Below are 18204 nucleotides of genomic sequence, written 5' to 3'. Positions count from 1 at the left end.
TTAATAGAGTAAAAAAAGAGCCAGCCTCAACGATGAGACTGACTCTTTTTTATAACTAGTTTAATACTTTAACTGTAACTGTTTTACGTCCCCAGCTACTTGATGTGCCTTTATCTGGCATTAAAACGTCGATTTTATTACCTTTAATAGCCCCACCAGTATCACCAGCGATTGCTACTCCGTAACCTTCAACCCATACTTTTGAACCTAATGGAATGACACTTGGATCAACTGCAATTAGTTTCATGTTTGGATTAGCTGTTAAGTTATGACCCATAGCTGATTTTACTTGGTCGCCTGCTTTATAACCATTTTCAAGTGGATCTGCTGTGTAAGCTGTTGCTACAACACGTAACTCACGAGAAGATGATGGTGTACTTGTTTCAGTTTCTTTTGCAGCAGGTTGTTGTGTAGCTGGTTTTTGAGCTTTAGCCGCTTCACGAGCTTTAGCTGCTTCTTGAGCCTTAGCCGCTTCACGAGCTTCAGCTGCTTCTTGAGCCTTAGCTGCTTCACGAGCTTCAGCTGCTTCTTGAGCTTTAGCCGCTTCACGAGCTTTAGCTGCTTCTTGAGCCTTAGCCGCTGCTTGAGCTTCAGCATCTGCTTGAGCTTTAGCTGCTTCACGAGCTTTAAGCTTTAGCTGCTTCACGAGCTTTAGCCGCCTCTTGAGCTTTAGCTTCTGCTTGAGCTTCAGCATCTGCCTGAGCTTTAGCTGCTTCTTAGCTGCTTCACGAGCTTTAGCCGCTTCTTGAGCCTTAACTTCTGCTTGAGCTTCAGCTGCTTCGCGAGCTTTAGTTGCTTCCGCGGCCTTAGCTTTTGCTTGAGTTTCAGCTACTTCTTGAGCTTTAACTGCTTCACGAACTTTAGCTGTATCTTGAACTGTAGTTGTTTTTTCAACTTTAACTACTGGCTGAACTTTAATTGGAGCTTTACCTGTTAAGTAAGGAACATGAACATAAGCTGTTTTTCCGTTATATTCAAATTGAATCCAATCATTTTGTACTTGGTGTGTTGTTTCGATTATATCATCTTTTTTCAACTTACCAAGAATCTCTGAATCTGTGTTTGCACCAGCACGTACGTTTAATACGTTTGCTGTTACGTAGTAAGTGTCTTTTGTATAGTCAGCGTTTATGAAAGCTTCTTTACCGCTATTCAATTGAACTTTTGACCAACCATTTTCTGTATGTAAAACATTTACTTTATATCCATCTAATAATTTTCCTACAACTTTTGATTCAGTAGTTGGGTTTTCTCGTACGTTTAGTACGTCAGTCGTTACGATTGTTTCTGCTTTAGCAGATGTTGTGAAAATCCCAAGACCAAAAACCGCTGCTGTTGCTATACCCATAAATTTTTTCATAATAGCCTCCATTGCATTTGTTTTCGTTGACCTCATTATAGCAACCATTATTTTCTTATTTGCGAAAAACATATAATTACAAAGCTTTCGTAACGGGGCATTAATATTCTGTAACAATTCCATAAATATCCTGATAGCGCTTCCTTGTTGTTTTTTGGCGTATCAGGGCATATAAAACACAAAATGAGTAGCATTTCAATTACTGTAACATTAATAATATTACAGTAATGTTTCTCGTGAGTGTCTGTAGTGTTACAAGAATGATGTATTTTACTGTTTGAATGAAAAATTAGTTATGAAATGATAATGTTTTTAGGTGTGAAAACATATAAACGAGGTGAAATTTAATAAAATATCGATATAATTGTTACAAAATCAGTCGATGTATGGAAAAAATTACGCCTTGATTTTCGTCTGTTACATAATATTTTTGCAATAATAGGATTAGATAATAGCCTTAGTACCTATAAATAATGAAGAGTAATAGAATGATAGTTGTAACGTGAAACATATATAATAGAAGAAACTCGATTTAATAGGTAAATAAAAAACGCAGGAGTGTAAACTCCTACGTTTTTGTTTATTCATATCGTAAACATTCAATTGGATCAAGTTTTGCAGCTTTGTTAGCTGGTAGTAGTCCGAATGCAATACCGATCAGCATTGAAATACCTACTGCAAGAAGTCCAAGTTCTTTTGAGACAACGAGTGGCCATCCAGCAAAGATTGAGACGATCCAAGCGAAGAAAATACCGAGCATGAATCCGATGAAACCACCAAGTCCTGTTAAAATACAAGATTCGATTAAGAATTGTGTTAATACTTTACCACGTGTTGCACCAAGAGCTTTACGAATACCAATCTCACGTGTACGTTCTGTTACAGATACGAGCATGATGTTCATTACACCGATACCACCAACAAGTAAGGAGATAGCAGCAATACCACCGAATACCATTTTCATCATACCGATTGATTCGTCTAGTTGTTTCGTAAATTCACCTAAGTCTTGTGCTTCGAATTTGTGCTCAAATTTAGGAGCTTTCAGTTCGTTTAAGACAGAAACGGCTTGTTTTTCTACACTTTTACGTTCTGTCGGAGAGGTCATTGTTAATCTTACGGAGTCATACTCATTTACTCCTGAAATTACAGGTGCATTTTCAAGTGATGTATAACCTTCAGGCATAGGCATTCCAAAGTCGTTTTTCGTTTCGTATACACCGACTATTTTATAAGGCTTTCCTTTTATATCTGTGTATTGGTTTGATTCCCAACCACTAAATAATTTGTTGAAAGCTTCTTCATTTAATATAACAGCAGGGATTGCTTGGTTTAGTTCACTGTCATTTAATTCACGACCGTGAACTAATTTTATTTTCGAATCTTTCATAAAGGCGCCTGTTCCACCTTTTAAATCAAGATTTACATCTTTTGAACCAGCAGATGCTTTTACTTTCATACTTACGTCTGGATATACATCTTTAACGCCTGGTACAGTTTGCAGACGGTTTAGCATATCAGGTGTGATTTTGGCACTATCTGTTCCGTAATCAGGATTGTTGTAGTAAATCGTTACTTCGTTATCTTTTCCTTGGCCTAATTCTTTTTTAAACTTTGCGTTTGTACCATCACCCATTGAAATGATAGTAATAATGGCACTAATACCGATAATAATACCTAGCATCGTTAAGATGGAACGCATTTTATGAGCAAAGATAGAGGAAAGGGCCATGCGTATATTTTCACTCGTATTCAAAATTAACCTCTCCAATCTTGGACGACATTTCCGTCACGAATTACAATTTGACGTGCTGCAGCTTCCCCGATTTCACGGTCATGGGTAATCATAATGATTGTTGAGCCTTGTTTATTTAATTCGTAAAAGAGGTCCATAATTTGTGTACTTGTTTTCGTATCAAGTGCTCCCGTCGGTTCATCGGCTAAAATGAATTTTGGGTTATTTACGATTGCGCGGGCAACGGCGACACGTTGCTTTTGACCACCGGATAATTCGTTTGGTAAGTGAGTAGCGCGATCAGCTAAACCGACTTTTGTTAAAGCGGCTAATGAGCGTTCGCGTCTTTCTTTTTTATCAACTCCAGCGTAAATAAGAGGTAGCTCTACATTTTGAAGTGCTGTAAGTCTCGGTAATAACATGAAGTTTTGGAATACGAATCCGATTTCTTTATTACGAACATGTGCAAGTTCTGTTTCAGACATGTTTGAAATGTTTTGTCCAGCTAGTTCGTACGTACCCGTCGTCGGTTTATCTAAGCAACCAATAATGTTCATTAATGTTGATTTACCAGAACCAGAAGGTCCCATAATAGAAGTGAATTCTCCTTGATTCAGTGTTACGTCAATTCCGTGTAATATTTGAACGGATTCTGCACCATTTTGGAAGGATTTCGTGATGCCTTTTAAGTTAATCACTGGGCGACAACCTCCATACCATCTTTTAAGTCTTTTTCAGGTTTAGAGATAACTTCCTCTCCTTTTTTCACTCCAGAAACTTTTGATTCGCTATCAGTCTCGAATTCAACAGTAACTGCTTGTTCTTTCGCTTTACCGTCTTTTACAACGAAGACAACATTTTTGTCACCTTTTTTCACGATACTGCTTTTCGGAACAATTGTACCAGTTGCTTCGCCAGATTTACTTGTTACGTATACGTGGAAGCCGTTTTGTAGTTCGTCACTATTATCTAATGTGACAGTGAATTGATAGTTAGAAACAGTTTTATTTTCATCCATGCTCTTTAATGGTGTAGAACCGATTTCTGTTACTTTTCCTGTCCAAGTCTTACCAGCGACAGTTTTTGAGGAAACAGTTACTTCTTGCCCAACTTTCATACTAGCAAGCTCATATTCAGAAAGTTGACCTTTTACCTTGAATTGACCAGCGTGACGAAGAGTAATTCCGCTCATACCTGTTTTTTCGTCAGCAGTTTTCACGATATCATCAATTACGCCATCAGCAGGACTTGTTACAGAAAGTGTGTTTACTTTTTCTTTTGCTGCTTTAATCATTTCATCAGCTTTTTCAACTTCAAACTTTTTCATTTCAAGTTGTGATTCTAATTGCCCAACTTCAACTTCTGATGCTTTTAATGCTTCAGAAGGAAGGCCTGCATTTTTATCTTTTTGTAATTTTTGTTTCGCTGCATCAATTTGTTTTTGAAACAACGTTACTTCTTTTTGTGCGATTTTCTTTTGCATTTCTGCTTCTGTTACACCTTGTTTAGCAGTAGGGTCATTGTATTTAAACAGAAGCTGACCTTTTTTCACTTCATCGCCTTTTTTTACAGCTAATTCATATGTTCCTTTTGTTGGATCGAATGAAATAGTTTCAATTCCGTTTGGAATAACTTCGCCACCAAATTTTTGCGCGTTTTGGATTTGTTTTTCAGTTACTTTATATCCGCTATATGCCATTGCTACTTCTGAACCGCCACCACCAGCAAATGCAAAGTATGATCCAGCTGCAATTCCAATTGCTACTACACTAGTAATTAACACTTTATTTTTCTTTTTCATCTATTTATCACCTTTTCGTTCGTTTTAGTATCTACATTAAGTATAGAAGAGGTGAAGAATCTGACAAATCGTTTTAGCTTACAATAACCTTACAGTTTTGTAAGGTATGAATATGTAAATGTAAGGTAGAGGTTGTCCTAGTATAAGCAAATGAATTGACTCGTTGTTTCTTTCTTACAATAATATTGTATGAAGGAGAGGAGGAAGGAAGATGGAAGCTTATTTTAGTGCGCATCCATTAAAATCGTTTATTCCATACTCAAGACAACACGTCCTTATATTATTTATTATGTTGGTGGGGATATTTTTTCTGTATCAATACCAAGATTTATTGCGTCAAAGTGAGTGGAATATAACGGTTCGATATGCGATTGCATTTTTATTTATAGGTAGTGAAATTGGGCTCTATATGTGGGAGTGGAAAGCGGGGATTTTTGAGCTAGCTACTTCATTACCGTTTGAGTTATGTACGATTAGTTTATTATTAGCGTCGATTATGATTGTAACGAAAAGTTACCGCATATATGAGATTGTATTTTTTACAGGAATTATTGGTGCATCACAAGCCATTTTAACGCCGAACTTGCAGTATACTTTTCCACATTTTCGTTTCATTGAATATTTCATCGCACATGTATTGCTCATTTGGGCACCGCTCTTTATGACTTGGGTAGAAGGGTATCGTCCTACATTACAATCTATTAAACGTACGATGATATTTTTAAACATATTGATTCTGATTGTTTCGTTTGTAAATTACAAAACAGGCGGTAATTATATGTTTTTAGCTCATAAGCCAGAAACTGCTTCATTACTCGATATGTTAGGGCCGCATCCTTACTATATTATTTCATTAGAAATAGCTGCGCTTATTGGATGTTACACTTTGTATATGCCGTTTGCGAAAAGAGAGAGGCATGCGCATAAAGAATCACTAGGATCATAGCCTAGTGATTTTTTATCTTTAAAATATTTACAATTCTGAAAATTAAGAATAAAATTAGGGGGTAAATTATATATAGAGAGAAGGGAAAACGTGGTCAAAAAAGTTTTTCTAAATGGAATGGAAGTGACGATTCAATTTCTTATTTCGATTTTGGGGATTATTATTTTAGGGGCTTTGCCGAAATTATTTTATGGATTTAAGGTGGATGTATCAAAGTACATACAGACTTTAAAAGAAGTGTTTGTGAACTTAATGGATATTTCCAATTTGCAATATGTGAGAGGTAAATTTTTATTTCCACAGTTGTTCGTCCATTATAAAGAAACGATTATTATTTTTTTGGCTGCTTTTTTCATTTCATTATTTGTAGCATTTTGCATTGTTTATGTAATTATGAGTAGTTCACCGCGTATACAACATCGAATTAAATCATTTCTTATCTTCCTAGAATCCATTCCAGATATTCTTCTTATTTTAGTATCACAAATCTTAGTTGTATGGTTTTTTAAACAAACAGGTTTTTTACCTTTTCAAATTGCGTCAATTGGAGGCGAGTCGATTAGAGGGTTGCCAATATTGTGTTTGAGCATCCCGACTACGATTATGTTTGTAAAAATGGTAGTGATTCGTTTTGAAAATGAACTAGAAAAAGATTATGTACTATTTGCTAAGGCGAAAGGGCTGGGGCGTTTTCATATTTTAAATCGTCATATTTTACGAAATGTGTTGCTTAGTACATTATTCTTTGCGAAAACGAATATCTTTTTTATGTTATCTAATTTATATATTATAGAATGGATTTTTAATACGGGTGGTATTTTTATGTTTTTGAAATCGTATGAGGGTATTAGAGTTGAGGTTTTCATCGTTAGTATGCTGCTTATATATATCCCGATATTTATTTTATTCAAGCTGTTTCATTATTTCATTCCAACTGCGATGAAGGAGAGATTATAATATGTGGATGTATATAAAACGCGATAAAAGATTTTGGATAAGTATTGGGTTTCTTCTCATATTAGTTCTTTTGAGCATCGGAAATACGTTATGGAATGATGGACACATTAGGCAAGTTACATTGCAATATGATGCAGATGAAAATCCACAAGTGCCACCGTTTTCACCTTCATTACAATTTTTACTCGGGACAGACCGGAAAGGATACGACCTGTTACATTTAGTCATTGAAGGTGCGAAGTGGACGATTGGTATATCTATTTTAATTGCGGCACTTAGAATGGTGATAGGTGTGTTTTTTGGTGTTGTGCTTGGAACATATGTAAAAAGAGGGTTTTCAAAAATTGAGGCTTTCTTTGATAGTTTTACAGTTATTCCAACAGTTATGATTGCGTACTTTTTTCTTCACTTTGCAAATGCATTTGGGAGTGGAGAGGAAACAACAACCTTTTTTGAAAGGGCTTCGTTTCAAGTTTTATTACTTGTAATGCTTGTGATGCCAGTTATTGCACTGTATGTTGCGAAGGAAGTCCGTAAGTTGAGAACCGAAGAATTTATTGAAGCTGCGTGCATATTAGGTGGATCGAGAAGGCATATTGTTATAAAGCATATTTTCCCACATCTCTATATGACGTTTATACTTGTATTTTTTCAGCAGTTTACGCAAACTCTTACTATTTTACTGCACTTAGGGTTACTAGAAATATTCTTTGGCGGAACAGTTCAGTTTTTAGGACCGATAGAAGAAATAGAATCATACACACATGAATGGTCAGGCTTAATTGGAGTCTATTTTAGATCATTAACAGTGAATCCGTGGATCCCTCTCGTTCCGATTACATTTTTTGGACTTACTATTTTTTCAGGAAATATGATTGTAAAAAGTATAGAAGAGGCGATGTTGAAAGTAAGATTAGGAGGAGAGATAAAGAAGGACGTAGTAGAAGCGGAACAATCTGTTGTGCAGTCAAAAGAAGATTTATTTACTTTTAAACATACGATGTGAAGAGAAAAAGAAGCAAGCATGGATTTCATGCTTGCTTCTTTTTTTTATTTTGTAGAAACTTCACCTGCAGCTTCTGTTTGCGGAATAAAGTATCCAATTATACCACCGATTATTGCTGGAATGATCCAGCCAATTCCTAAGTTATAAAAAGGAATGGTGTGTACGATATTAGCGATAAAATCTGGTATCATTTCCACATTATCAAGTGCATGAATACAGCTAATAATAAACGCTGCGATCATCGCTCCAATGTAGACAGAAGGTTTACGTTTCGTATATTTATCGATAAATGATACGAAAACTAAAATGATCGTAATTGGGTACAAAATAATTAATACAGGTAATGTGATTTTAATTAATAAGCTTAATCCTAAGTTTGAAATAACGAAACTAAAGATACAAACGTATAGTACAAGCTTTTTGTATGAAACATTTGTTAGCACTGTTGTGAAGTAATTTGCAAATGCACTCACAACACCAATTGCCGTTGTTAAACAAGCGAAGATAATGGCGATACTTAATAAAATATTACCGCTTGTCCCAAAGAATTGATACATAACAGTAGCTAATAGCTGCCCACCGTTTTCGAATTGTCCTAAGTTTCCGTTTGAAGCTCCAATATAACCGAGTAAGAAGTAAACAATTGTTAAGAATAGAGCAGCGATACTTCCGCAAATGATTGTATATTTTGCGATAGATTTCTTCTCTTGTATACCATTTTGACGAATTGCATTTACAACAATTGTTGATAGTACGAGAGCCCCAATTGCATCTAACGTTAAAAATCCTTCAAGAAATCCTTTGAAAAACGGGATGTCTTTATAGTCACCGATAGGTTCTGCAAACGTTCCTGGTGAAAGAATCGCTTTTGTTGCCATAATTGCAATAATTACAAGTAAAATTGGCGTTAATATTTTACCGATATGATCTACTAGCTTGGATGGATTTAATGATAAGAAGTAAACGACTGTAAAGAAAATCGCACTAAAAACTAACATAGAATACCATTGATCTGGGAAAAGTGGTACAATCCCAATTTCATAAGATACAGATCCAGTTCGTGGAATAACAAATAGTGGGCCGATTGAAAGATAAATAATGATAGCGAATACTGCTGCGAATTTTGGATGAACACGGCTCGCTAAAGTGTTAAAACTACCACCAGCAAGGGCAACAGCAACGATAGCAAGTAAAGATAAACCGACGTCTGTAATAATAAACCCTGTAATGGAAACCCACATATTTTCTCCGGAAGAAAGACCAAGAAGGGGCGGGAAAATCATATTACCAGCACCGAAGAAAACTGCGAATAGTAATAAACTAATCGAAAGTATTTGCGCTGGTTTTAAAGTTGTACGCATATAAAGAAAATCCTCCTAATGAGTATTTTTTGTCGAAAATTCAAATAATTTGTCGAGTAACTGTTATTATTTTAAAGGTCTGATGATTAGAAAGCAATAGGGAATTTTGAAAATATTAAAAAATAATGCATTAAATCGAATAAATATACTATTTATATGTTTAATAGGAAGGATTTAACTTTTAACATAAAAAAACACATACCGCTAGGATACATGTTTTAAAAAAATATTTTTTTATCACGTTCTTCTTTTAAAATTTCAACTGCTTCTCGGAAACGTTGTGAATGGACAATTTCTCGTTCGCGTAAAAAGCGTAGGCTGTCATTTATATCTGGATCATCTGATAAGTTAATGAGCCATTGATATGTTGCGCGTGCTTTTTCTTCAGCTGCAATATCCTCGTATAGATCGGCAATTGGATCACCTTTAGCCTGTATATAGGTTGCAGTAAATGGAACACCAGCAGCGTTATGGTAATGAAGAGCGCTGTCATGGTCGACGTAATGAGGGTCAAGACCAGCTGCCTTCATCTGTTCAGGAGTCGCATCTTTCGTCAGCTTATAAACCATCGTAGCAATCATTTCAAGGTGAGCAAATTCTTCTGTGCCAATATCAGTAAGAAGGCCAATGACTTTATCAGGAATTGTATAACGTTGATTTAAGTAACGTAGTGCAGCAGCTAACTCGCCATCTGCACCGCCGTATTGCTCAATTAATAATTTTGCAAGTGCTGGATTGCAAGTTCCCACTTTAACTGGGTATTGTAATTTCTTTTCATAAATCCACATAGTTTCTCTCCTTTATATTTGCCATGGCCAAGGACCTTTGCTCCATTCCCAAGGGGCATTAGAATAGCTGTTTCCAAACTGTTGGAGTGGTCCGTATTTTTCTTCCATCTTTTGTTTTAATACTCTCCGTTTATAGGAAAAATCATTAAATTGATTAATCGCAGCGGTGTCATCTGGATGTGTATCTAAATAAAGAGTGAGTTCAACTAGTACAAAGTCCAGTTCTTGAAGCTCCAGTAAAAGCTGATAGTATTCTTCTGGTAGCGATTGAGTCACGTCAGTAGTCACCGCCCTTTTTTATAAGGATTTTCATAATAGTCATAAAAAACAGGCCATAAAGTCCCTTTTTGTAGTGCTTCTTTTGGCGTGAATTGCGGTAAGTTTGGCGGTTGAAAGCCTAAAAATAAATTAGGAGGAGTAGAATAATATTTTTTTCCGATAGGAGGACAAGGATCGAGAGGACTATGATAGGGCACGAATGATCTCATATATTTATTCACGAATAAACCTCCTTAAATGTTCATTACTACGTATTATATTCAGACATAATAGGCCTTTATGACACATATAAAAAAGTAATAAGTGCAGGGGGAATGAATGTGGAGAATGTAAAAAATTTAATTGTGTTAGAAGTAAAGAACTTAAAGGAAACTCTGTATTTTTACGAAGGAATTTTAGGAATAACACCTAGTTCATTGAGGCCGCAATTAGATATTACAGGTGTTTGGTATGATGCCGATTCAACGAGAATTAGTTTTGTTATGAATCGCATGTTAGGAGGAAGAGAGAAGAGTGTTACGAATTCATGCGATGGTTTAACATTTTCGATTTCTAACATAGAGAAGTTAAAAAAGAAGCTAGCGTTTTATGAAATTTTATATATGGAAAACAAAAGTGAGAAGAGTATTGTAGTACAAGACCCAGATGGATACAAACTTCAAGTGATAGAGAAGGCCGAATAAAAGGAGGGGATTTAGTGGAGAGAAATTATGAAGAAAGTGCGTTGTTTGAGCATCAATTTTGGCTAAAGGTTCTTACTGATCATTCGCAATTTTTACTTGATGCATTAGCTCCGAAGGAAAAAGAGGATATAAAGAAGGCCGCTTATTTTCTTGAAACATTTACGAATCTTTTAAATAAAGTACATAATGTGAATCTCATTACATTTTCAAAAGAGGCAGAACGAGCCGCAAAGGAAATAAGAATGTTTAAATTAAGTATTATACAGAAACAACTCGAGGGAAAAATCACTATTCATTTTACGCCAACTTTCATCAATCATATGGTAAACGAAGTAGAAGAGTATATAACAGTGTTAGAATTTTTAAAGAAAGGAGAAGTTCCGCCTGTTTTTCATGAATTACATTATCACCTCGTTTGGTTAACAGATGCGGCTGGTCATGCAGGATCTATTTCTGGTGGACTAGATCTTGTTGAAAAAAGATTAAAAGAGAAAAGTGAAGAATTCACGAAGCACTTTGAAAAATTTTACTTAAAGGCAGTTGAGATGACAGGGTATTTACGGACAGAGCTTCATCATTTTCCTGCATTAAAGAAGTTTACAAAAGATGTTTCACTTGAGTTGAAATTATTTTCACATTTTCTCCATGAAGTTGAAGAGCTAGAGTTATCGAATGAAATATTAAGTACATTATCTGCTAGAATGGCGGATCATATGGCAAGAGAAGAATGTTATTACTTATTAAAATTAGCGCAATCATCTGGACTTGAGATACCAAAATGTAATCCGCTTTAAAGAAAAAAGAGGCCAATTTTATTTGGCTTCTTTTTCTGTTTTATTTTCTCTTTTTATTTTCGCTTGTTCAATACTTGCCTGTAATGTCTCCATAATATTGATGATGTTTGGAGTTGGAGAGATTGTTTCGGTTTTTTCCTGTTGTTCAATTTTGTTTTCGATTAGTTCGGTAAGTGCTTCTTTATACTCATCTGTATACATTTCTTGTTCAAAAGGATTTGTAAGGTGGTGGATTAAATTAATTGCTGCTGTGAGTTCTTGTTTTTGAATAGGATAATTTTCATTACTTGGTAAGTTAGGTGTATTTGTTGTATCGCGAATTTCATTAGGATAGTGAATAGTTTGTAACATAAGCCCATCTTCAAAGTTACGGATAATAGCTAAATGTTGTTTTTTTCTAATAGAAATATGAATAAGCCCAAGTTTATTTGTACGTTCAAGAGCCTCTTTTAATAATAAATATGATTTTTCATGTCCTGGGGTAGGGCCTATAAAATAAGAACGGTCATAAAGAACAGAATCGATTTCGTTATTTTGGACAAAAGATATAATACGAATGGAGCGTGGTTCGTGAGCTTTTTGTAATTCAGCCAATTCTTTTTCATCTATAATAATGTATTTATGAGGTGCGTATTCATAGGCTTTTACAATATCTGTATCATCGATTTCTTCATCCGTGCAATCGGGAGCAAATTTTTTATATTTAATAGGTGTTAAGCATTCTTTATGGAGACTTAAAAATTTTATATCGTTTTCTTCTACAGCACTATATAGTTTAATTCCTATATTTAATAATCCAAGTGAGAGTGCACCTTTCCATACGGTATGCAAATGAAGTCTCTCCTTTCCTTACAAATGATTATGTATATTATGAGATAGTAAGAAATTTCCTATACGTTTATTTGCTTTTTTAGTGAAGAGTAAGCGGGAGAGCCTGAGATATAAAATATATTGACAAGCCCTTCGAAATATTTTAATGTGAGTGTATAAAATTGTCTATAAAGGGGAGTAACTTATTACAGTAAAGTCGTCATTACAGGGAGAAACCCTCGGCTTTATTGGCAACGTTCCGTTGTTAGTGAGACCTTTACCAGCAATGGTAAAGGCCCCTTATTGTCTTTTTTAGGACCCTTACCATGTTTGGTAGGGTCCTTTTTGTATACAAAGAGAGGAGATATAAAAATGAAAAAACTTATTAGTAGATTAAGAGTTGTATTTCATGTTCGCCGATTTGTTCCATTTCTATTTGACTTTTTCACTTCAAAAGAGGTTTCAATAAAGAAGAAAATTTTATCTATTGCGTTTTTAGTTGGTTATGTTGCGATGCCGCTCGATTTAATTCCAGACTTCTTACCGTTTATCAGTATTTTAGATGATATTGGAATTGTGTTATTTATTTTGAACCGAATTGTAAAAATGGCGCCAGTTCAATTACAAGAAAAGCATAACGTAAACGTAGGATAGGAGTTAAAAATATGGAGCAAATTATTTTAGATATAATCGAGTTTTTAAAGCAGTTTTCTTATTTTGGAGTTGTGTTAGCATTAACGTTTGAATTTATTCCAGCAGAAGTAGTTTTGCCCATGGTTGGTTATTGGGTGTACGAGGGAGATATGAATTTTTGGCTTGCTGTACTAGCCGGAACCCTTGGCGGAACGACAGGACCTTTAACGTTATATGCACTCGGTTATTACGGCGGTCGTCCTCTATTAATAAAATACGGGAAATACTTCTTCATTAAAGAAGAACAAATTCAAAAAGCAGATGATTTCTTTGAGAAATATGGACCGGTTGTAGCATTTGTTGGACGCTTTGTGCCAGGAGTTCGAACGCTTATTTCTGTTCCGTGTGGTATGGCGAAAATGAACATATGGAAATTTAGTATATATACATTTGTAGCAATGTTCCCATTAACGACTTTATATGTTTATTTTGGAATGAAATTAGGTCCTCATTGGGAAAAAGCAGCGGACGTTGTTGGGCAATATATGCTACCGATATTAGGAGGCGTTATTCTTATCGTTGCTAGTATCTTTGTCTATAAATATATGAAGAAAAGAAATAAAACGGAATCTATCTAGTCATTTGAATATTTTTTGAAAATAGATGAATAGTACAGGCAAAAGACTCTGAGGGACATACACATATAGGGAATATAAAAGAGAGAGGGGAAACAACTATGTCTTGTGAGTGCTCAGGGTCAGCATTAACTTGTTGTCCAGATAAAAATTATGTGCAAGATAAAGTGTGTAGTCCGTGGTCTGCTACTGTAGTTGCAACAGCAATTGATAATGTTCTCTATACAAATAATATTAACCAAAACGTAGTTGGTACTGGTTTTGTTAAATATGATGTTGGACCAGGCCCAATTACTGTAGAGGTACTTGATTCTGCTGGGGGTACAATTGATACACAAACATTAAACCCAGGAACGAGTATTGCTTTTACGTATCGCCGCTTTGATAGTATACAAGTTGTGTTACCTGCAACACCTGCTGGAACGTATCAGGGAGAATTTTGTATTACAACACGTTATCCACTTTCATAGCAGAATAGGAGAGGTTCAAAATGGGAATGAGAAGTTCCAGTTTGTCTTGTTGTTCTAATAAAACACTTGTGCAAGACCAAGTATGTACAGACTGGTCTATTACAGGTGCTGGTACTCAAATTGTATATACAAATAATATCACGCAAGAAGTATATGGTTCAGGTTACGTGAAATACGATGTGGGAGCCAACCCGATTACAGTTGATTTTTTAGTAGGGGCAACAGTAGTTGATACAATTACTGTACAACCACAAAGTAGTGGTACTTTCACTGTCCGATATTTTACTACTGTCCGAATTACTACGACAGGAACGACTGTTAATCAAGGTGAGTTTTGTATTACAGTACGTTATCCAATCTCATAAAAAGCATACCGTGAACGGTATGCTTTTTTTTTGAGAAAGTAATGAAATTGGTATTCTATAAGCAACATGTAAATTCGCAACAGTACTTGCCTTCTAAATATAGTGAAGGATTACTTGTTATATTGATAATACTGACTGACTGTAAGTTTTTTCCTGTGTACGATATTGTATTACCAGGAAACACAGTGAAAATATTGGTTGCGGCTCCAACGATTTGAATTGTAATTGATTCTGTGCTGCTAGTACTATTGTAAACCGAAACAGTACCTGATATAAGTAGTATCCCATCACTTTGCCACAGTATCATTGATTGTGATGCATCTTTGGTAGAAGGAATGGTGTTATTAGTTATAAGGAAATTCCCTGCAAATTCATTTGTTACTCGCTCGCAATTTGGATTTGGAGGAGGGGGCGGTGGACAAGGGGCTGGACAAATAATAGATAAAGGAGCGAAACAGCCGATATTTTTTTTATTCTTCAATACAACCCCTCCTTTTAAGTGGTCTTTTACTACTATTAAATGTAAAAGCATGGCCGATGTGTTAAAAAAAGAAGGAAATATTAAAAATTAAGATTGTCTAATAGGCTTAAACCTTAACTTATCATTAGTGTTATAGAAAAGATTATATGTGAATAGTCATAGGAAAAGAATGATCAGACTCTTTTAGACAAAAGGTGGTTGTATACAATAGTACGAGGAATGTTGGACTTAATTTCTAATTAACTGTATATTTACAAAAATCTAATAAAGTTCATTTGTTATTTAAACGACATTAACATGTATTAGATAAAATAGCCCTTGTAATGAATCAATTATTATGAGGAGGATTCACGTGGAAAGAATTGCTTTACGAAAAGTAAAAGGTCTTATTGGATTATTGATGGTTTTTGTATTAGCATTTGTATCATTTCCGTGGAGTACATCAGTCAAAGCGGAAGAGAAAAAGCAAGAAAAGGCATCAAGTGAGAAGAAAATCGTTTTCCCAGTTGTAAGTGATGTGCATATTAAAGATAATAAAACGGATGATATGTTCCGCTGGAAACGAGCAATTGAGCAATTTAATTCAATCGCACCAAAGCAAGATGCTTTTGTTATTGTAGGTGATTTTACTGATTCAGGGTCTGTGCAGCAATATGATCGTTTCATGCAAGTGTATAATGACAATGCAAATAAAGATGCGGTACGAATGAATTCTCTAGGTAATCATGATTATTGGAACGGTTTATCAGTAGAGGGAGCACAGAAGCGTTTCTTAGAAAAAACAGGAATGGAATCAATTTATTATCATAAAGTGGTAAAAGGGTATCATTTTATCGTAATGTCTCCAGAAAATGAAACGACACATGGGTATTATTCGGACAAACAAATTAATTGGTTAAAAGAAGAAATGGCAAAGGCGCAAAAAGATGATCCAGAAAAACCGATTTTTGTATTTTTACATCAACATATTAAAGATACAGTGTACGGTAGCCAAGAATGGGGAACGAAGGATAGTGCAAAAATTAATGCAGTATTAAAAGAATATCCACAAGTCATTACGTTTTCAGGTCATTCGCATTATCCACTAGATGATCCAAGATCGATTCATCAAAAGGACTTTACATCTGTTGGTACCTCTTCTGTAAGCTATATGGAGGTAGAGGGTGGCAAAGTGCAAGGGAATATTCCTTCAGAATCGCGTGCATTAAGCCAAGGTTTATTAGTAGAAGTAGACGATAAAGAAGTAACGATTAATCGACGCGATTTCCATACGAATTCTTGGACAGGCGAGCCATGGAAAATTCAGTTGCCATCAAAGAAAGAAACTTTTACACATGTAGAAGATCGTGATAAAGAAAAGCCATCTTTTGCAAAAGATGCAAAGTTATCAGTATCGAATGTAACAGAAAATGCAGCAACAGTAACATTCATGCAAGCATTGGACAACCTTCTTGTTCATTCTTATCGCGTACAAGCTAGAGATAAGCAAACTGGAGAAATAAAAAATAAATTACTAGCATTTTCAGAGTTTTATCGTGACCCAGTGCCGAAAGAACTGACATTTACACTTGCAGGATTAGATGGCGGGAGAACATATACGTTTGAAGTAGTCGCGATTGATTCATTTGGTAATGAAAGTGTGCAACCGTTAACGGCAGAAATTACTACGAAAAAAGATAACATTGATCCGAATGTGAAAGTACCAAAGGCTGATATTTTTGATGTGAATTTCTCAGATGGTACATTTAAAGACAATTCACCATTTGGTACAAAAGGTGAATTGAAGGGTAATGTGACTATTGAATATGATAAAGCATTGAAAAAGAATGTTATGAAGTTAAATGGAAAAGCTAATACATTTGGATATATTCCATTTTCAGCAGCACAAAAAGAGAAAATAGCAAATACGTTTACGTTAGAAACTGTGTTTTCAATGAATGAAATTCGCGGACAAGGTATTTTGCAAAATACAGAGAGCGGCGGAATTGGTTTTGAGTCTACAGGAAGTGGATATGTTGAATTATGGGCTCACATTGGCGGTAGCTACAAACGTGTTGGCGTTCAATTGGAAGCGAACAAAACGTATCATTTAACAGGAACATATAACGGAAGCGAAGTGGCAATTTACGTAGATGGTAAAAAAGTAAATAGTCAGTTAGCTCAAGGAAAAGTTTATAGCCCGAACGTACCATTTGCATTTGGAGCGGATCCTGATAGCAATGGAAATGGCGGCATTCCATTAAACGGTCAAATCGCGCTTGCAAAATTATATAGTAAAGCGTTAAGTTCTTCAGAAGTATTAGCAGCGTACAATGAATTTTCTAACCGTACGAAGTTAGAGCAAGTCAACGCATTATATGAGGAGCTAGGAAAAGTAAAGGAAGTGTTAGATGGTACGTATGAGTTTGGTGGTAAGCCAGGTCAATATTCAAAGGAAGCATTTCAAGAACTAGAAAAAAGCTATAACACTGCTAAGCAAGCATTTGAAAATGTAGGAAGTACTGGGGAACAAATTATTCAAACATATAACGAATTAAAAACAGCTAATGTAACATTCGTACAATCAAAAGTGGCAGAAGAACAACCAAAAACACCGAAAGAAAAATTACAGATCAATATTGAATCTGCAAAAGCAGTAGTGAAGAAAGCGCAAGCCGTAAATGTAACAGATGGTTCAGTGAAATCATTGCAACAAAAAATTACAGTTGCAGAAGCTGTATTAAAAGATGCGAAGGTAAAAGATGCACAGGTAGAAACGATGAATCGTACATTAGAATATGCGATTTCACTCGTTGAAAAAAGTATGAACAAATAAGAGAGAAGAAAAGAAGCTTATCATGATAGGCTTCTTTTTTGTTATACTAAAAGTAGCATAGAAAGAAGGAGCGAATAATTTGGAACAGAAAAAGCTAAAAAGAATTCTTGAATATGTATGGATCGCGGTTGTGCTCCTTGTAGGATATTATTTCTTAAAAGAGAAAAGTATTTGGGTTTTATTTTTAATGACTTTCTTATTAGCAGGACTAGGAACGTTATTTATTAACTTTTTCTTTGATAGTTTGAATGCCTGGAAGAATAAAAAGAAGGGAACGAAGTAAAG

General features: G+C 35.2%; 22 protein-coding genes. 12 read left to right on the top strand and 10 right to left on the bottom strand.

All coding sequences use genetic code 11. The features are described 5' to 3' along the window. Positions 1 to 55 precede the first annotated feature (55 nt). From entC to DN403_RS17575, 4 genes are all read right to left on the bottom strand, one after another. Positions 56 to 1360 (bottom strand): cell wall-binding protein EntC, encoded by a 1305-nt coding sequence (gene entC, locus DN403_RS17590; RefSeq protein ID WP_276568408.1) that lies wholly within the window; start codon positions 1358 to 1360, stop codon positions 56 to 58. A gap of 580 nt (positions 1361 to 1940) precedes the next feature. Further along, positions 1941 to 3092: an ABC transporter permease gene (locus tag DN403_RS17585; RefSeq protein WP_003309116.1), complete on the bottom strand. Its 1152-nt coding sequence runs from the start codon at positions 3090 to 3092 to the stop codon at positions 1941 to 1943. 26 nt (positions 3093 to 3118) lie between these two features. Beyond that, a complete protein-coding gene (locus DN403_RS17580; RefSeq protein WP_000609101.1) occupies positions 3119 to 3793 on the bottom strand; it encodes an ABC transporter ATP-binding protein in 675 nt (224 codons plus the stop codon). Continuing rightward, positions 3790 to 4896, bottom strand: a complete 1107-nt coding sequence (locus tag DN403_RS17575) for an efflux RND transporter periplasmic adaptor subunit (protein WP_000728803.1) — start codon at positions 4894 to 4896, stop codon at positions 3790 to 3792. Before DN403_RS17575 ends, DN403_RS17580 begins: the two co-directional genes overlap by 4 nt. Before the next feature lie 211 nt (positions 4897 to 5107). Here DN403_RS17575 and DN403_RS17570 point away from each other — a divergent pair, with 211 nt between their 5' ends. The 3 genes from DN403_RS17570 to DN403_RS17560 all read left to right on the top strand — a co-directional run bounded on the left by DN403_RS17570 (position 5108) and on the right by DN403_RS17560 (position 7805). Continuing rightward, on the top strand, positions 5108 to 5842 hold the full coding sequence (locus tag DN403_RS17570) for a YwaF family protein (RefSeq protein WP_000388716.1): 735 nt from the start codon (positions 5108 to 5110) through the stop codon (positions 5840 to 5842). 90 nt (positions 5843 to 5932) lie between these two features. Continuing rightward, a complete protein-coding gene (locus tag DN403_RS17565; RefSeq protein ID WP_000239690.1) occupies positions 5933 to 6799 on the top strand; it encodes an ABC transporter permease subunit in 867 nt (288 codons plus the stop codon). A 1-nt stretch (position 6800) separates the two neighbouring features. After that, positions 6801 to 7805, top strand: a complete 1005-nt coding sequence (locus tag DN403_RS17560) for an ABC transporter permease (RefSeq protein WP_000266973.1) — start codon at positions 6801 to 6803, stop codon at positions 7803 to 7805. Positions 7806 to 7849: 44 nt separating this feature from the next. Here DN403_RS17560 and brnQ2 read toward each other — a convergent pair whose 3' ends face one another. From brnQ2 to DN403_RS17540, 4 genes are all read right to left on the bottom strand, one after another. Next, positions 7850 to 9166, bottom strand: coding sequence for a branched-chain amino acid transport system II carrier protein BrnQ2 (brnQ2, locus tag DN403_RS17555; RefSeq protein WP_001260941.1), 1317 nt, complete (start codon positions 9164 to 9166; stop codon positions 7850 to 7852). 218 nt (positions 9167 to 9384) lie between these two features. Beyond that, entirely contained in the window at positions 9385 to 9954 is a 570-nt protein-coding gene (gene cotJC, locus DN403_RS17550) for a spore coat protein CotJC (protein WP_000265275.1), read from the bottom strand. A gap of 12 nt (positions 9955 to 9966) precedes the next feature. Further along, positions 9967 to 10230: a spore coat protein CotJB gene (locus DN403_RS17545; RefSeq protein ID WP_000194492.1), complete on the bottom strand. Its 264-nt coding sequence runs from the start codon at positions 10228 to 10230 to the stop codon at positions 9967 to 9969. 8 nt (positions 10231 to 10238) lie between these two features. Beyond that, positions 10239 to 10454 (bottom strand): spore coat associated protein CotJA, encoded by a 216-nt coding sequence (locus DN403_RS17540; RefSeq protein WP_001046257.1) that lies wholly within the window; start codon positions 10452 to 10454, stop codon positions 10239 to 10241. Between the two features lie 93 nt (positions 10455 to 10547). On the opposite strand from DN403_RS17540, the gene DN403_RS17535 reads away from it, so the two are divergent. Then, positions 10548 to 10916 carry a VOC family protein gene (locus tag DN403_RS17535; protein WP_149185649.1) on the top strand — a complete coding sequence of 123 codons (369 nt, stop codon included), beginning with the start codon at positions 10548 to 10550 and terminating at the stop codon, positions 10914 to 10916. Positions 10917 to 10930: 14 nt separating this feature from the next. Continuing rightward, complete coding sequence (locus DN403_RS17530; RefSeq protein WP_000440984.1) at positions 10931 to 11710, top strand: DUF2935 domain-containing protein; 780 nt, start codon at positions 10931 to 10933, stop codon at positions 11708 to 11710. Positions 11711 to 11728: 18 nt separating this feature from the next. On the opposite strand, the gene ku is transcribed toward DN403_RS17530, so the two are convergent. Further along, the gene (gene ku, locus DN403_RS17525) at positions 11729 to 12541 is read right to left on the bottom strand and encodes a non-homologous end joining protein Ku (RefSeq protein ID WP_149185648.1); all 813 of its coding nucleotides are present in this window, start codon (positions 12539 to 12541) and stop codon (positions 11729 to 11731) included. Positions 12542 to 12892: 351 nt separating this feature from the next. Between ku and DN403_RS17520 the strand changes: the two genes are divergently transcribed. From DN403_RS17520 to DN403_RS17505, 4 genes are all read left to right on the top strand, one after another. Next, complete coding sequence (locus DN403_RS17520; protein ID WP_149185647.1) at positions 12893 to 13174, top strand: YkvA family protein; 282 nt, start codon at positions 12893 to 12895, stop codon at positions 13172 to 13174. A gap of 11 nt (positions 13175 to 13185) precedes the next feature. Continuing rightward, positions 13186 to 13791 carry a DedA family protein gene (locus DN403_RS17515; protein WP_000435017.1) on the top strand — a complete coding sequence of 202 codons (606 nt, stop codon included), beginning with the start codon at positions 13186 to 13188 and terminating at the stop codon, positions 13789 to 13791. A gap of 98 nt (positions 13792 to 13889) precedes the next feature. Beyond that, positions 13890 to 14258: a DUF3992 domain-containing protein gene (locus tag DN403_RS17510; RefSeq protein ID WP_001277542.1), complete on the top strand. Its 369-nt coding sequence runs from the start codon at positions 13890 to 13892 to the stop codon at positions 14256 to 14258. 20 nt (positions 14259 to 14278) lie between these two features. Then, positions 14279 to 14623, top strand: coding sequence for a DUF3992 domain-containing protein (locus DN403_RS17505; RefSeq protein ID WP_000525819.1), 345 nt, complete (start codon positions 14279 to 14281; stop codon positions 14621 to 14623). A 55-nt stretch (positions 14624 to 14678) separates the two neighbouring features. On the opposite strand, the gene DN403_RS17500 is transcribed toward DN403_RS17505, so the two are convergent. Beyond that, a complete protein-coding gene (locus DN403_RS17500) occupies positions 14679 to 15059 on the bottom strand; it encodes an S-Ena type endospore appendage (protein ID WP_229172956.1) in 381 nt (126 codons plus the stop codon). On the opposite strand from DN403_RS17500, the gene DN403_RS31780 reads away from it, so the two are divergent. From DN403_RS31780 to DN403_RS17490, 3 genes are all read left to right on the top strand, one after another. Beyond that, positions 14947 to 15195 (top strand): hypothetical protein, encoded by a 249-nt coding sequence (locus DN403_RS31780; protein WP_003276823.1) that lies wholly within the window; start codon positions 14947 to 14949, stop codon positions 15193 to 15195. The genes DN403_RS17500 and DN403_RS31780 overlap by 113 nt on opposite strands. Positions 15196 to 15456: 261 nt before the next feature. Then, entirely contained in the window at positions 15457 to 17919 is a 2463-nt protein-coding gene (locus tag DN403_RS17495) for a LamG-like jellyroll fold domain-containing protein (protein WP_149185646.1), read from the top strand. A 79-nt stretch (positions 17920 to 17998) separates the two neighbouring features. Beyond that, complete coding sequence (locus DN403_RS17490; RefSeq protein ID WP_000435797.1) at positions 17999 to 18202, top strand: hypothetical protein; 204 nt, start codon at positions 17999 to 18001, stop codon at positions 18200 to 18202. Positions 18203 to 18204 lie beyond the last annotated feature (2 nt).

Source organism: Bacillus sp. AY2-1 (genome assembly GCF_008368965.1).
GTDB lineage: Bacteria > Bacillota > Bacilli > Bacillales > Bacillaceae_G > Bacillus_A > Bacillus_A thuringiensis_S.
The sequence above is the reverse complement of the archived record's forward strand: the minus strand, read 5'-3'. Positions and strand labels throughout refer to the sequence as shown.